Annotated in this window: 11 protein-coding genes; all 11 read right to left on the bottom strand. The window is 45.4% G+C overall.

Annotated features, from left to right (window positions below; genetic code table 11):
* Positions 1-2 precede the first annotated feature (2 nt).
* Positions 3-1,379, bottom strand: a complete 1,377-nt coding sequence (locus Xsto_RS21875; protein ID WP_099125332.1) for a glycosyltransferase family protein — start codon at positions 1,377-1,379, stop codon at positions 3-5.
* A gap of 181 nt (positions 1,380-1,560) precedes the next feature.
* Positions 1,561-2,856: a polysaccharide deacetylase family protein gene (locus Xsto_RS13120; protein ID WP_099125331.1), complete on the bottom strand. Its 1,296-nt coding sequence runs from the start codon at positions 2,854-2,856 to the stop codon at positions 1,561-1,563.
* Between the two features lie 89 nt (positions 2,857-2,945).
* Positions 2,946-7,169, bottom strand: a complete 4,224-nt coding sequence (gene rpoC / locus Xsto_RS13115) for a DNA-directed RNA polymerase subunit beta' (RefSeq protein ID WP_099125330.1) — start codon at positions 7,167-7,169, stop codon at positions 2,946-2,948.
* A gap of 148 nt (positions 7,170-7,317) precedes the next feature.
* Complete coding sequence (gene rpoB / locus Xsto_RS13110; protein WP_099109250.1) at positions 7,318-11,346, bottom strand: DNA-directed RNA polymerase subunit beta; 4,029 nt, start codon at positions 11,344-11,346, stop codon at positions 7,318-7,320.
* Between the two features lie 415 nt (positions 11,347-11,761).
* Positions 11,762-12,127: a 50S ribosomal protein L7/L12 gene (gene rplL / locus Xsto_RS13105; RefSeq protein WP_045972989.1), complete on the bottom strand. Its 366-nt coding sequence runs from the start codon at positions 12,125-12,127 to the stop codon at positions 11,762-11,764.
* Positions 12,128-12,190: 63 nt separating this feature from the next.
* Positions 12,191-12,688 carry a 50S ribosomal protein L10 gene (rplJ, locus tag Xsto_RS13100; protein ID WP_099109249.1) on the bottom strand — a complete coding sequence of 166 codons (498 nt, stop codon included), beginning with the start codon at positions 12,686-12,688 and terminating at the stop codon, positions 12,191-12,193.
* A 354-nt stretch (positions 12,689-13,042) separates the two neighbouring features.
* On the bottom strand, positions 13,043-13,747 hold the full coding sequence (gene rplA / locus Xsto_RS13095) for a 50S ribosomal protein L1 (RefSeq protein WP_099109248.1): 705 nt from the start codon (positions 13,745-13,747) through the stop codon (positions 13,043-13,045).
* Positions 13,748-13,750: 3 nt separating this feature from the next.
* A complete protein-coding gene (gene rplK, locus Xsto_RS13090; RefSeq protein WP_010848553.1) occupies positions 13,751-14,179 on the bottom strand; it encodes a 50S ribosomal protein L11 in 429 nt (142 codons plus the stop codon).
* A gap of 226 nt (positions 14,180-14,405) precedes the next feature.
* Complete coding sequence (gene nusG, locus Xsto_RS13085; RefSeq protein ID WP_099109247.1) at positions 14,406-14,951, bottom strand: transcription termination/antitermination protein NusG; 546 nt, start codon at positions 14,949-14,951, stop codon at positions 14,406-14,408.
* 2 nt (positions 14,952-14,953) lie between these two features.
* A complete protein-coding gene (secE, locus tag Xsto_RS13080) occupies positions 14,954-15,337 on the bottom strand; it encodes a preprotein translocase subunit SecE (RefSeq protein ID WP_099109246.1) in 384 nt (127 codons plus the stop codon).
* A 372-nt stretch (positions 15,338-15,709) separates the two neighbouring features.
* Positions 15,710-16,013: EF-Tu C-terminal domain-related protein (locus Xsto_RS13075; protein WP_479688473.1), on the bottom strand; the 304-nt coding region annotated here is incomplete at its 5' end.

Genomic DNA, 16,013 nt, shown 5'->3' with positions numbered 1-16,013 from the left:
ATTCACCTTTTATCTGAAAAGAAAATGTCATCCAGAATACGATGAGACAATAACTCCCTTCCTAATTTGTAATTATGCTCCGCATATCTTTTCATATTTACTGGATCTTTGAGAAATGCATAAACTTCATTAATAAACTCTTTATCCGGCACTCCATCATTTTCTTTGCTGATATTCATCACTGGAGAAAGGAAACCTTTATTACCATACACCTCATCATAATATTCATAGCTGGTCGTGATATAACATTTACTTTGACAGATTGCTTCCCCGATAGGGTTCCCGTAGCTATCATAATCATATGAAGTCAAGAATGATATTAAATCTGCTGAATGTATCAGATCCTCAACTGTAAACTCGGATGTATTATGGTAAAAATCATGGCATAAGCTACCGACAAAGATAACATAATCTTCTACATCATAATTTTTCACCATATCTCTTAACTGATGATAATGACATACATCTTCATTGATATTACCCGCCACAAGTAAATATATTTTTATATCATCCTGACTGAATAGTCCGTTAAGCTCTTTGATCAGGATAATATCTCTGTCCAATCTCTTCTGTGGAATAATCCTGGTGATTCTTGATATAACTACATCATTTTTACTGATACCAAATCGATGCCTGATATTTTTCCTAGAAGTCAGGCGTTCAAAGTCATAACTATTAGGTAGGACATTGATATCTAAATCATATCCACACCATTCTAATAAATGTGATTTTGAAGTCTGGTTTAAAGTAAAGTATTTTATATACGGTGAGTCAACAGGTTTTATTGCAAATTCGTAAGGTGGTGCGCCATATTTCTCAGCGGATGTCTCACTATTCCACATCAAATCATGATCACGCCAAAAAACAAATTTATCAAGATCAAATTGTTGCCCATATTTATCGATAGCTTTATACAAGGCTTTGGTATAAACAATATTTTCTGGAATAGTTCCATTTTCTACAATGAGATAACCAATACGATTTTCCAGCCAGAATTCCAGAATTGAATCCGAAAGCGCATCAGAAACTTTTTCGACCCTTTCTTTTAAGTTTCTTAATTCACCATCTTCAATCACTTTATTATTTCTTATCATGACATCAAAAACATCAGTAAGAAAATTAATATTATAATCAGGAAGATAAAAAATATTTACAACTCTAACCAATTCTAATAACTCACCAAATAATGAGCACTCATCTTTATATTCCTTATTAAAATTTCCTTTATCAATTTTTATATCATAACCTAAATCCATGAAAATTCTTTTCTTACTGTTTTTCAAAAAACCTGCAAGTTTAATTGATTCAACAACAATTCCGGACATCGGAACACCATCAAAGGAGATTATCAATACATTACAAGAACCGTCAATATTCACTTTCACCTCCACATAATTTAATAATTAAATGGAAACAATAATATATAATATTTTGAAGTTAAACTGACAGGGTATTATTTCATGAAAACATGATCAAAAATAGCGAACTGTGATATTTCTAATAAAAATCCATTAATACAGTGAGTTCTATATACTTATTTTAATAATCGTTCTAAATATATCATTTTTTACTATTTATCTTAGAAAAAGGAATATCTCTTGGTTTATTGGCTATCATTTTCGCCATTTTTTCAATGGAATCTGTCCGCAATATATATAACCGTCTCAAGGAAAAAGGATTATCTCCCAATTTAACTTTTCCCTGCACAGTTGTAACCGCCAAATGAAAACCTGCATTTCTAGCCGCTTTCATCGCTGACATATTATAGCCGCCAAAAGGGTAGGAAAGATAAATTACATGGGGGTTAAATTGTGATAATGCCCGGCGAGAACGTTCGAAATCATACAGAATATTCCGGTATGAACGCTTGAATAATATGGGCTTCTTATTTTTACCTAATCGATGCAAGAAATGAGTATGGGATTGAAAATCAAAAACATCCTGCATAGATAACAATTCATTAAGACTCAAAAATTGTAGGTTATTGGGATTCCATTTCTGAGGATGGCGTTTGATTCGGGATGAAATGATAAAAAGTGTCGCCTTTTGTTCATTTTTTTTCAGTATTGGGTAAGCATACCGATACACTGACTTCAATCCATCATCAAAAGTCAAAGCAACGACTTTCGCCGGCAGGTTAACTACTCCTTTCAAGTACCCTTCCAGCTCATAGAGTGAAATCGTGGTATAACCAGCCTGTTTTAAGTAATCCATTTGATTACTGAAGGCGTTCAAAGATGTGGTTGTTGATGTGTGCAGAAAACGCTTATTCTCTTTCTCCTCAAGGATATGATGGTATGTCAGCACGGGTATGCCATTATCCTGTTCAGCATCCTGAGCACGAATATAACCCAGACGTCCTCCCAGATTAATTTCATACCAGATATTATGCTTAATATCCTGTACCTTATCCTGAATTGGATAACGGAGATCTGCTGCCAGTACTGCAATTGGCTTACTATCGGCTTTCAGCGTGCTGTAAACCTTCGTTGACTGAAAGGTAGCTAAACCCTGAGTGATTTTATTATTGAGGATGGGGAAAGGATCACGGGGAAATGAGGCTTTTTTTATTTCTTTTAAATGGTTTTTAGCAATGTAACCTTTCCCATTACCAAACCTAAATACGTAATAATCACTGTCTTCTCCTTCATCCTGAGCTACTTTCAGGCTCTGCCCTTTCCTGAAGATGCCAACCTGAATCACATGTTCTCCGATCAAGGCATAAATTTCGCTGTCTCTGATTACCTCCATATAACGATAGCTTTCCCCATCAGGCTGATACGCTGCGACCTGATTAGAGAAAAAGAAGAATGACAGCAAGAAAATCATGGCAGCAACATTAACGATTTGTCTCATTCTGTTTTCCATCCAAAATAAAAATGCCCTCTACCAGAGAGGGCATTTTATGATTAGTGATACGAATTATGTATCCTACTCATCATGGTTTACTCGTTGGAGCTGTTACCGAAACCTGCATTCAACAATTCAGCAAGGTTTGCAGTGGCTTCGTCAACAGTCACTTGTGGTGCTTCAACCACTTCGTTTTCGTGACGGCGACGCATACGATCCTGATGGTAAGCATAACCTGTACCCGCAGGGATCAGACGGCCCACAATTACGTTCTCTTTCAGGCCACGCAATTCATCACGTTTACCTGCAACAGCTGCTTCAGTCAGTACGCGGGTTGTTTCCTGGAACGACGCCGCAGAGATGAAGGATTCTGTTGCCAGTGATGCTTTGGTAATACCCAACAAATCACGGTGGAAGGTCGCAGGGACTTTGCCATCTTGATCCAGTTTACGGTTAGCAACTTTAACGCGTGCGTATTCAACCTGCTCGCCTTCAAGGAATTCAGAGCTTCCCGCGCTTGCAATGGTCACTTTACGCAGCATCTGACGAACGATAACTTCAATGTGTTTATCGTTAATCTTAACGCCTTGCAGACGGTAAACTTCCTGAACTTCGTTAGTGATGTAACGAGCAACGGCATGAACGCCACGCAGACGCAGAATGTCGTGTGGAGATTCTGGGCCATCGGAGATCACGTCACCACGTTCAACAACCTCACCTTCGAATACGTTGAGCTGACGCCATTTAGGGATCATCTCTTCGTAAGCATCACTACCATCCAGTGGGCTGATTACCAGACGACGTTTACCTTTGGTTTCTTTACCGAAGGAAACGATACCGCTGATTTCTGCCAGGATAGCAGGCTCTTTCGGACGACGTGCTTCGAACAGGTCTGCAACGCGTGGCAGACCACCGGTGATATCTTTAGTACCGCCAGATTCCTGAGGAATACGCGCCAGCGTGTCACCCGCAGAGATAGATATGCCATCTTCCAGCTGAACAATCGCTTTACCCGGCAGGAAGTACTGAGCAGGCATATCTGTACCTGGGATCAGAACGTCGTTACCCTGAGCATCAACGATTTTCAGTGCCGGACGCAGGTCTTTACCGCTACCGGTACGCTCTGCACTGTCCAGAACCACCAGTGATGAAAGGCCGGTCAGTTCGTCTGTCTGACGGGTAATGGTCTGCCCATCTACCATGTCAGAGAACTGGATGATACCGGACACTTCACTCACGACTGGCATGGTGTGTGGATCCCAGTTAGCAACGGTTTCACCGCCGGCAACTTTCTCGCCATCACCTTTTGACAATACGGAGCCGTAAGGCACTTTATAGCTTTCTTTAGTACGACCGAAATCGTCAATCAGGCGCAATTCGGTATTACGGGAAGTAATAACCAGTTTGCCCGCTGAGTTGGTAACGAATTTCGCGTTGGTCAGTTTCAATTGACCTTTGTTACGTACCTGAATGCTGGATTCTGCTGCCGCACGAGATGCCGCACCACCGATGTGGAACGTACGCATCGTCAGCTGTGTACCCGGCTCACCGATTGACTGTGCCGCGATAACACCAACTGCTTCACCTTTGTTGATGATATGACCACGAGCAAGGTCACGTCCGTAACAGTTCGCACAGACACCGAAGTCAGTTTCACAACTAACTACAGAACGTACTTTCACGCTGTCAACGGAGTTTTCTTCTAACAGATCACACCATTTTTCGTTCAGCAGAGTGTTACGTGGAACCAGAATGTCCGCAGAACCCGGTTTCAGAACGTCTTCCGCAGTCACACGACCCAGTACACGCTCACGCAGAGGTTCTTTAACGTCACCACCTTCGATAACCGGAGTCATCATGATGCCATTATGAGTACCACAGTCATCTTCAGTAACAACCAGATCCTGAGCAACGTCAACCAGACGACGGGTCAGATAACCGGAGTTCGCAGTTTTCAGTGCGGTATCCGCAAGACCTTTACGAGCACCGTGGGTTGAGATGAAGTACTGAAGTACGTTCAGACCTTCACGGAAGTTCGCGGTGATTGGGGTTTCGATGATGGAGCCATCTGGCGTTGCCATCAGACCACGCATACCCGCCAACTGACGAATCTGAGCAGCAGAACCACGAGCACCGGAGTCGGCCATCATAAAGATGTTGTTGAAGGAAACCTGTTGTTCTTCTTCGCCCTTGCTGTTAATCACAGTTTCAGAAGAGAGGTTTTCCATCATCGCTTTAGCAACACGTTCGTTTGCCGCCGCCCAGATATCGATAACTTTGTTATAGCGTTCGCCCGCAGTTACCAGACCTGACTGGAACTGTTCCTGAATTTCAGCAACTTCAGCTTCTGCTTCCGCGATGATGCCTTCTTTCTTCTCAGGAATAACCATGTCGTCAATACCTACGGATACCCCTGAACGGGCAGCGTAAGCAAAACCGGTATACATGGTCTGGTCAGCTAAGATAACGGTTGGTTTCAGGCCCAGCACACGGTAACAGGTATTCAGCATCTTAGAGATCGCTTTTTTACCCAGTGGCTGGTTAATCAGTGAATATGGCAGACCACGCGGTACAATCATCCACAGGATGGCACGACCGATAGTGGTATCAACCAGACCTGTATTAACCGTAACGTTGCCTTCGCCATCTCTCACTTCTTCAGTGATACGAACTTTGACACGGGCATGCAGAGAAGCCAGACCTGCGCGGTATACGCGTTCTGCTTCTTTAGGACCGGTCAGAACCATGCCTTCGCCTTTCGCGTTAACACAGTCACGGGTCATGTAGTACAGACCCAGTACAACGTCCTGAGATGGAACGATGATTGGTTCACCGCTCGCCGGAGACAGGATGTTGTTGGTAGACATCATCAGCGCACGCGCTTCCAACTGGGCTTCCAGTGTCAACGGTACGTGAACAGCCATCTGGTCACCATCGAAGTCGGCGTTATAAGCCGCACACACCAATGGGTGCAACTGAATAGCTTTACCTTCGATCAGAACCGGTTCAAACGCCTGAATACCCAGACGGTGAAGGGTTGGTGCACGGTTCAGCAGAACCGGATGCTCACGGATAACCTCATCAAGGATATCCCATACAACTGCTTCTTCGCGCTCAACCATTTTCTTAGCTGCTTTGATGGTAGTCGCCAGACCACGCAGTTCCAGCTTGCCGTAGATAAATGGTTTGAACAGCTCCAGTGCCATCTTCTTAGGAAGACCACACTGATGCAGGCGCAGGTATGGACCTACGGTAATTACAGAACGGCCTGAGTAGTCAACACGTTTACCCAACAGGTTCTGACGGAAACGACCCTGTTTACCCTTGATCATGTCAGCCAGGGATTTCAGAGGACGTTTGTTGGAACCCGTGATTGCGCGACCACGACGACCGTTATCCAGCAATGCATCAACCGCTTCCTGCAACATACGTTTTTCGTTACGTACGATGATGTCTGGCGCAGCCAGATCCAGCAGGCGTTTCAGACGGTTGTTACGGTTGATAACGCGACGATACAGATCGTTCAGGTCAGACGTTGCGAAACGGCCGCCATCCAGAGGAACCAATGGACGCAGATCCGGTGGCAGAACTGGCAGAACAGTCAGAACCATCCACTCTGGTTTGTTACCAGACTGAATGAAAGCTTCCAGCAGCTTGATGCGCTTGGTCAGTTTCTTACGCTTGGTTTCAGAGTTGGTTTCGTTCAGCTCTTCACGCAGAGTTTCACATTCGTTTTCCAGATCGATGTTTTTCAACAAAGATTGGATCGCTTCTGCACCCATTTTTGCGTCGAACTCATCACCGAACTCTTCCAGTGCATCCAGATACTGCTCTTCAGTCAGGATCTGACTGCGCTCAAGACTGGTCATGCCGCCTTCTACAACCACATAGGATTCGAAGTACAGTACGCGTTCGATGTCGCGCAGTGGCATATCCAGCAGCAAGCCGATGCGGGATGGCAGTGATTTCAGGAACCAGATGTGAGCAGTCGGAGATGCCAGTTCAATGTGACCCATACGTTCACGGCGAACTTTAGTCTGAGTGACTTCAACACCACACTTCTCACAAATCACACCACGGTGTTTTAAGCGCTTGTATTTACCACACAAGCATTCGTAATCTTTTACCGGCCCGAAAATACGCGCACAGAAAAGACCGTCACGCTCAGGTTTGAACGTACGGTAGTTAATGGTTTCCGGCTTTTTTACTTCCCCGAATGACCACGAACGGATCATATCTGGAGAGGCCAGAGCAATTTTGATCGCATCAAACTCTTCGGTCTTGGTTTGCGCTTTCAGAAACTTCAATAAGTCTTTCACGAAATGGCTCCTGTCGGAGTTAGACCTGTTAGGTGAGTGGCCCATGCCACTCCCCCCTTGTAACCAGTGTAACCACTGGCTGGCAGACTGCCCGATCCTATGTTATTTCAACATAAGGCGGGCAGTGCCAGCGGAAAACGATGATTTATTATTCGTCTTCCAGCTCGATGTTGATACCCAAGGAACGGATCTCTTTCAGCAATACGTTGAAAGACTCCGGCATACCTGGTTCCATCTGGTGGTTACCGTCCACGATGTTTTTATACATCTTGGTACGACCGTTAACATCATCAGACTTAACGGTAAGCATTTCTTGCAGAGTATAGGCAGCACCGTATGCTTCCAGTGCCCACACTTCCATCTCCCCGAAACGCTGACCACCGAACTGTGCTTTACCACCCAGCGGCTGCTGAGTAACCAAGCTGTAAGAACCGGTAGAACGGGCGTGCATCTTGTCATCAACCAAGTGGTTCAATTTCAGCATGTACATGTAACCAACGGTTACCTGACGCTCGAATTGCTCACCAGTACGGCCGTCAAACAGTGTGATCTGACCGGAAGTCGGCAGGCCACCCAGTTGCAACAGCTCTTTGATTTCAGTCTCTTTCGCACCGTCGAAGACTGGCGTTGCGATTGGCATACCTTTTTTCAGGTTCTCAGCCAGACGCATGACTTCGTCGTCAGTGAAAGTATTCAAATCAACTTTCTGACGGGTGTCATCACCCAGATCATAAGCTTTCTGGATAAATTCACGCAGTTTGGCAACTTCCTGCTGCTGTTTCAGCATTGCATTGATCTTGTCACCAATGCCCTTCGCCGCCATACCCAGGTGAGTTTCCAAAATCTGACCGATGTTCATACGTGATGGTACGCCCAGCGGGTTCAGTACGATGTCAACAGGAGTACCGTTTTCATCGTAAGGCATGTCTTCGATTGGGTTGATCTTAGAGATTACACCCTTGTTACCGTGACGACCTGCCATCTTATCACCAGGCTGGATCTGACGTTTCACTGCCAGATAAACCTTAACGATTTTCAGTACGCCAGGTGCTAAATCATCACCCTGAGTGATCTTACGGCGTTTAGCATCCAGTTTTTTCTCGAACTCAGCTTTCAGTTCGTCATACTGTTCTGCCAACTGTTCCAACTGATTCTGTTTATCTTCATCAGCCAGACCCAGTTCTAACCAGCGCTCACGTGGCAGCTTGTCTAATTTTTCCGCTTCAATTCCACCGGCAACCAGTGCGGTACGAATACGGGCAAACAGACCAGCTTCGAAAATACGCAGTTCTTCAGTCAGGTCTTTCTTCGCCTGACGCAACTGCATTTCTTCGATTTCCAGAGCACGCTTGTCTTTTTCTACGCCATCACGGGTAAAGACCTGTACATCGATAACAGTACCGGAAACACCGTTTGGTACACGCAGTGATGAATCTTTAACGTCAGACGCTTTTTCACCAAAGATCGCACGCAACAGTTTTTCTTCTGGCGTTAACTGAGTTTCACCTTTAGGTGTCACTTTACCGACCAGAATGTCGCCACCTTTCACTTCCGCACCGATATAAACGATACCGGATTCGTCCAGTTTAGACAGCGCTGCTTCACCTACGTTAGGGATGTCAGCAGTGATCTCTTCAGGCCCCAGTTTAGTATCACGGGATACACAAGCCAGTTCCTGAATATGAATAGTAGTGAAACGGTCTTCCTGAACAACACGTTCAGATACGAGGATGGAGTCCTCGAAGTTATAACCATTCCATGGCATGAACGCCACGCGCATGTTCTGACCCAGTGCCAGCTCACCCAAATCGGTGGATGGACCATCAGCCAGAACGTCACCACGTTCTACCATTTCGCCCAGAGATACACATGGCATCTGGTTGATACAGGTATTCTGGTTAGAACGGGTGTACTTGGTCAGGTTATAGATATCAATGCCCGCTTCACCAGCGTACATTTCATCTTCATTAACCTTAATCACGATACGGGATGCGTCAACGTACTGAACCACACCGCCACGTTTAGCAACGGAGGTTACACCGGAGTCAACCGCTACCGCACGCTCCATGCCTGTTCCGACCAGCGGCTTGTCTGCACGCAGAGTTGGAACCGCCTGACGTTGCATGTTCGCACCCATCAATGCACGGTTGGCGTCATCGTGTTCAAGGAATGGGATCAGGGAAGCACCGACGGACACGATCTGTTGTGTCGAAACGTCCATGTACTGAACCTGATCACGGCTGAACAAGCTGGATTCGTCATAATGACGGCAGGTTACCAGTTCTTCGATGAAGTGGCCTTCTTCGTCCAGTGCGGAGTTAGCCTGCGCAATGACGTAGTTACCTTCTTCAATCGCTGACAGGTAATGAATCTCATCTGTTACCACGCCATCACGTACTAAACGATAAGGGGTTTCAAGGAAACCATATTCGTTGGTACGAGCATAAACGGACAGGGAGTTAATCAGACCGATGTTTGGACCTTCAGGCGTTTCGATTGGACATACACGACCATAGTGAGTCGGGTGTACGTCTCGAACTTCAAAGCCTGCACGTTCACGGGTCAGACCGCCCGGGCCCAAAGCAGAAATACGACGTTTATGAGTGATTTCAGACAGTGGGTTGTTCTGGTCCATAAACTGAGACAGCTGGCTGGAACCAAAGAACTCTTTCACTGCTGCTGAAATTGGCTTAGCGTTGATCATATCCTGAGGCATCAGGGTATCCAGATCGCCCAGAGACAGACGCTCTTTCACCGCACGCTCTACACGTACCAGACCTACACGGAACTGGTTTTCAGCCATTTCACCAACGGAGCGGATACGACGGTTGCCCAAGTGGTCGATATCATCCACTTCGCCTTTACCGTTACGGATATCGATAAGCTTCTTCATGACATCAATGATGTCAGCTTTGCTCAGGATACCGGAACCTTCAATCTCTTCACGATCCAGTGAACGGTTGAACTTCATACGGCCAACAGCAGACAGATCATAACGATCTTCAGAGAAGAACAAGTTCTCAAACAGGTTTTCTGCTGCTTCACGTGTTGGTGGTTCACCCGGACGCATCATGCGGTAGATTTCAACCAATGCGCTCAGGCGGTCGTTGGTTGGATCAATACGCAGAGTCTCGGAGATGTATGCACCGTGGTCCAAGTCGTTGGTGAACAGGGTCTCAATGGTTTTATGACCAGATTGGCTCAAACGTGCCAACAGATCCAAAGAGAGTTCCATGTTCGCAGCACAGATGATTTCACCCGTATTCTGATCGATGTAATCTCTTGCAACAACTTTACCCGCGATATATTCAACAGGCACCTCAATGCGGTCTACCTGATCTTTTTCTAACTGGCGGATATGACGTGCAGTGATACGACGGCCTTTTTCAACATAAAGTTTGCCGTTCGCTTCAATATCAAATGAAGCTGTCTCACCACGCAGACGTTCTGGTACCAGAGTCATCTGCAATTTGTTGTCGCGAATTTCGAACGTGGTCTTGTCGAAGAACAGATTCAGAATGTCTTCGCTCGTGTAATCCATCGCGCGCAGAATAATCGAAGCCGGTAATTTACGACGGCGGTCGATACGCACAAACAGGTTATCTTTAGGATCGAATTCGAAATCCAACCATGAACCACGGTAAGGAATGATACGTGCATTATACAGTACCTTACCGGATGAATGGGTTTTACCCTTATCGCTGTCAAAGAAAACGCCTGGGCTACGATGTAACTGAGATACGATTACGCGCTCAGTACCGTTGATAACGAAAGTACCGTTATCAGTCATGAGTGGAATTTCACCCATGTAGACTTCTTGTTCTTTGATGTCTTTTACTGTGCCTTCAGGCGCTTCACGCTCATAAATCACCAGACGCAGTTTAACGCGCAGTGGAGCGGAATAAGTCACGCCACGGATCTGACACTCTTGAACATCAAAAACAGGTTCGCCAAGACGGTAGCTTACATATTGCAGTTCAGAACTGCCGCTGTAGCTCTGAATTGGGAACACAGAACGGAAGGCCGCTTCCAGTCCATTCTGGCCTTCAGGATCTTGCTCGATAAACTTCTGGAACGAGTCAAGTTGGATAGAAAGAAGGTATGGTACATCCAAAACTTGTGGACGTTTACCAAAATCCTTACGAATACGTTTTTTCTCGGTATAGGAGTAAACCATAGGGTTCCTCAGCTCGCTGATAAGTGACCCACTCTGTCCGCCCTTAAGGACAGCACTCTGCAACACTATTTTTTCGAACAGAAAATAGAATATTTTCCGTAATACTCATTGCTATTACTCTTAAATCATTTCATTGCGTTACCTTACTACCGAGCTACCCGAGTGGATCGTAGCTGAGAACACAGTATATTAAGTCGTCAATAGGAAGGAGTATTTTGGGTTGATGAGTAGCCAAACAGTGTGAAATGCTACTAACACCCTGCATGTGCTCTGTAAGGCAATCTTTTTGTAAAGTAATCCTTGTAAAACAAAGTCCTTACAAAACGACAAGCTGCCTTACAGCGCAAAAAGGCTGGCGATTAAAAAATCGCCAGCCGCCAGCCTTGAAAATTAGGCTGCGAACTTCAAACTGATCTTACTTGATCTCAACAGAAGCACCTGCTTCTTCCAGAGATTTTTTCAGAGCTTCAGCGTCGTCTTTGCTGATGCCTTCTTTCAGTGCTGCTGGTGCGCTTTCAACCAGGTCTTTAGCTTCTTTCAGACCCAGGCCAGTTGCGCCACGTACTGCTTTGATTACAGCAACTTTGTTAGCGCCAGCGCCAGTCAGGATTACGTCGAATTCAGTTTTTTCTTCAACTGCTTCAGCAGCACCACCAACTACAGCAACAGCTGCAGCAGCAGAAACGCCGAATTTTTCTTCCATCATGCTGATCAGTTCAACAACGTCCATTACAGACATTTCTGCAACTGCGTCCAGAATTTGTTCTTTAGTGATAGACATAACAAGTGTTCCTAAAATTCAGAAATAATTTATACGTTAAAAAGCAACGAAGGAAATAAGCAATTAAGCAGCTTCTTTCTGATCGCGTAGCGCAGCCAGAGTGCGAACCAGTTTGCCTGCAGCGGCTTCTTTCATGGTTGACATCAGGCGTGCGATTGCTTCTTCGTAAGTTGGGAGTGTAGCCAGACGATCGATGTCCGAACCTGGGATAAACTCACCTTCAAAGGCTGCTGCTTTAATCTCGAATGCTGGGTTCGCTTTCGCGAAATCTTTGAACAGACGAGCAGCTGCGCCCGGATGTTCGTTAGAAAAAGCAATCAAGGTTGGACCAACAAACGCTTCTTTCAGGCACTCATACTCAGTACCTTCAACAGCACGACGCATCAGAGTGTTACGAACAACACGCATGTAAACGCCAGCTTCGCGACCTGCTTTACGCAGTTCAGTCATTTTATCTACAGTAACGCCGCGAGAATCCGCAACAACCGCAGACAGCGCGCCTTTGGCTACTTCGCTGACTTCAGCAACAATCGCTTGTTTGTCTTGAAGATTTAGTGCCATTAGCTTCTTGCTCCTGGATTAACCGGGCAAACCCGGGACTCACTTCACTCAGAACATGAAATATGCCTGAGCGCTGAAACACGGTGAGCAGAATCCAGAAATTAAATTTCATTTGGCTCTGTCACCGTCTACGCAGGATATTAAGTAAGTAATGTATCTACGTACTTACGCCTGCGGTCTTGGACGGGGCTTGGATTAGGCCAAGCTCCAACCGAAAACTGTGATTTACCCTGAACAAATTTTATGTACCAATTATTATAAATTGTTATAAATCTGTTCAGTCAAATTCGAAGCGTCAGATTTTAGACAAATCTGACGCTGAGGTAAAGCGTTATTCGCTTTCAGCCTAAATTATTAAGCTGTTACGGTGTTCAGACCAGACTGGTCAATCGCAACACCTGCGCCCATGGTAGTGGACAGGCTAACTTTCTTAACGTAAACGCCTTTAGCTGAAGATGGCTTCGCTTTTTTCAGCGCAACCAGCAGAGCTTCCAGGTTTTCTTTCAGTTTGTCAGCGTCAAAGTCAACTTTACCGATGGTAGTGTGGATGATACCGTTCTTGTCGTTACGGTAACGAACCTGACCAGCTTTAGCGTTCTGTACAGCTTCAGCAACGTTAGGAGTTACAGTACCAACTTTCGGGTTTGGCATCAGACCACGTGGGCCCAGGATTTGACCCAGCTGGCCAACAACGCGCATTGCATCTGGAGATGCGATAACTACGTCGAAGTCCATCTCGCCTTTCTTAATCTGTTCAGCCAGATCTTCCATACCTACCAGTTCTGCGCCAGCAGCTTTAGCCGCTTCAGCATTTGCACCCTGGGTAAATACAGCAACACGTACTGAACGACCGGTACCGTGTGGCAGTACAGTTGCGCCACGAACGTTCTGGTCAGATTTACGAGCATCGATGCCAAGATTAACAGCTACGTCAACGCTTTCTACGAACTTAGCAGTAGCCAGTTCTTTCAGCAGAGCAACGGCTTCGTTGATGTCGTATTGCTTAGTTGCATCAACTTTTTCACGAATAGTGCGCATGCGCTTAGTCAGTTTAGCCATTGATTAACCCTCCACTACCAGGCCCATGGAACGAGCAGTACCTTCGATTGAACGCATCATCGCGTCAACGTCAGCACCAGTCATATCCGCAGCTTTAGTTTCAGCAATTTCACGAATCTGAGCGCTGGTTACTTTACCAACTTTCTCTTTGTTCGGTTTGCCGGAACCAGATTTAACGCCTGCTGCTTTTTTCAGCAGAACCGCCGCTGGTGGGGTTTTGGTAACGAAAGTGAAAGAACGGTCTGCATAAACAGTAATAACAACTGGAATTGGCAGGCCTTTTTCAATGCTTTCAGTTTTAGCATTGAACGCTTTACAGAATTCCATGATGTTAACACCCTGCTGACCCAGTGCTGGACCAACTGGTGGGCTTGGGTTAGCCATACCCGCTGCAACTTGCAGCTTAACGTAGGCTTGTACTTTCTTAGCCATCTATATTTCCTCTATATGGGTATTATCGCCTCTGGAAAGAGGCTCCCCTAACGTTTCAGGCCCCGCCTAATAACTAAATCAGGCAAAACCACAAAAATTATGTCTGTCATCAGACTTATTGCCTATTCGGATAAACTAAAATAGCCTCCGAACAAAAACAAAAGGCGCGAAATTGTATGCTAATTTCACACCCTTTGCAAGCAAAATAGCTCAATTAAGCATCAAATCAAGCTTTCTCGACTTGACTGAAATCCAGCTCAACTGGCGTAGCACGACCAAAGATAGAAACCGAAACTTTCAGGCGGCTCTTCTCGTAATCGACTTCTTCTACAACACCATTGAAGTCTGCAAATGGGCCATCGCTGACGCGGACCATTTCGCCTGGTTCGAACAAAGTTTTTGGACGTGGTTTATCACCAACCTGCTGAAGACGATTCATAATCGCATCGACTTCTTTATCACTGATTGGTGCAGGACGGTCAGATGTACCGCCAATAAAACCCATTACGCGAGGTACACTGCGAACCAGATGCCATGTTGCATCGTTCATTACCATTTGTACCAAGACATAGCCCGGGAAGAATTTACGCTCGCTTTTACGACGCTGGCCACTGCGGATCTCAACAACTTCTTCTGTCGGCACCATAACTTCACCGAAAGAGTCTTCCATATCGTGTAATTTGATATGTTCACGCAGAGATTGGGCTACGCGACCTTCAAACCCAGAAAATGCCTGTATGACATACCAACGCTTTTTTGGGGATTCAGACATTCTTAAAACCTCAGGCCTGTAATAAATGAAACTAAACGCACCAGAATACCATCAAGCCCCCACAAAATCAGCGACATGACAGCCGTTACTGCTGCAACAATCAGTGTTGTATGCAGGGCTTCCTGGCGAGTTGGCCAAATGACTTTACGCATTTCGACGCGAGATTCGCGGGCAAATGCTAATGCAGCTTTACCTTTCGCAGTCAACAATGCAACTGCTCCTGCAAGGGCAACAATAGCAACAACGGCTATCGCGCGCAGGGGCAGGTTATACTCCCGGTAATAGTAATTACCCACAATAGCAACCACCAGCAGCACTGCTACCAATAGCCATTTTGCTATATCAAGACCACGCCCGCTTTCTTGAGCATTGCTATTCGCACTCATAAACCAACCTGTAACTATATGTAAGTAACTATGATGTAAATAGATAGCCAGCTTGCCTCGCAAGAGCAAAACAAATCAGACCGAACCCAAAAATAATTGTAATTGTATCTGACTCGGCGTCATAATTCAGCAGGACTTTTTGTATCCGTTTGCCCGAAAACGAACTTATTAAGAAGAGTTCTCTTAAAGCTGCTTGTCTGAAAACAGGTGGATACCAAAGCCTATCCGTTGTATCAGAGCCTATCTCACCAATAATTCAGTACAGTTATTTGATGTACCCATCGACAACTATTGATGAGATAGGTTCTTCTTAAGACAACGTATAAAAAGGGCATCTATCGATGCCCTTCCAAAATGAACACATTAAAAAAATTATGCGATCACTTTAGCAACAACACCAGCACCTACAGTACGGCCGCCTTCACGGATTGCGAAACGCAGACCTTCGTCCATTGCGATTGGAGCAATCAGAGTAACGATCATATTGATGTTGTCACCTGGCATTACCATCTCAACGCCTTCTGGCAGTTCGATAGTACCGGTTACGTCAGTTGTACGGAAGTAGAACTGTGGACGGTAACCTTTGAAGAATGGAGTATGACGGCCACCTTCATCTTTGCTCAGGATATACACTTCAGATTCGAAAGTAGTGTGTGGCTTGATTGAACCTGGTTTC

It is taken from the genome of Xenorhabdus stockiae, from assembly GCF_002632825.1.
Lineage (GTDB): Bacteria > Pseudomonadota > Gammaproteobacteria > Enterobacterales > Enterobacteriaceae > Xenorhabdus > Xenorhabdus stockiae.
Note: the sequence above shows the minus strand (reverse complement) of the source record. Positions and strands in the feature narration are given on the sequence as shown.

Coding starts and splice junctions, on each gene's coding strand:
- Xsto_RS13120 (WP_099125331.1), bottom strand. CDS start 2,856: ATGAGACAAATCGTTAATGTTGCTGCCATGATTTTCTTGCTGTCATTC.
- rpoB (WP_099109250.1), bottom strand. CDS start 11,346: ATGGTTTACTCCTATACCGAGAAAAAACGTATTCGTAAGGATTTTGGT.
- rplL (WP_045972989.1), bottom strand. CDS start 12,127: ATGTCTATCACTAAAGAACAAATTCTGGACGCAGTTGCAGAAATGTCT.
- rplJ (WP_099109249.1), bottom strand. CDS start 12,688: ATGGCACTAAATCTTCAAGACAAACAAGCGATTGTTGCTGAAGTCAGC.
- rplA (WP_099109248.1), bottom strand. CDS start 13,747: ATGGCTAAACTGACTAAGCGCATGCGCACTATTCGTGAAAAAGTTGAT.
- rplK (WP_010848553.1), bottom strand. CDS start 14,179: ATGGCTAAGAAAGTACAAGCCTACGTTAAGCTGCAAGTTGCAGCGGGT.
- nusG (WP_099109247.1), bottom strand. CDS start 14,951: ATGTCTGAATCCCCAAAAAAGCGTTGGTATGTCATACAGGCATTTTCT.
- secE (WP_099109246.1), bottom strand. CDS start 15,337: ATGAGTGCGAATAGCAATGCTCAAGAAAGCGGGCGTGGTCTTGATATA.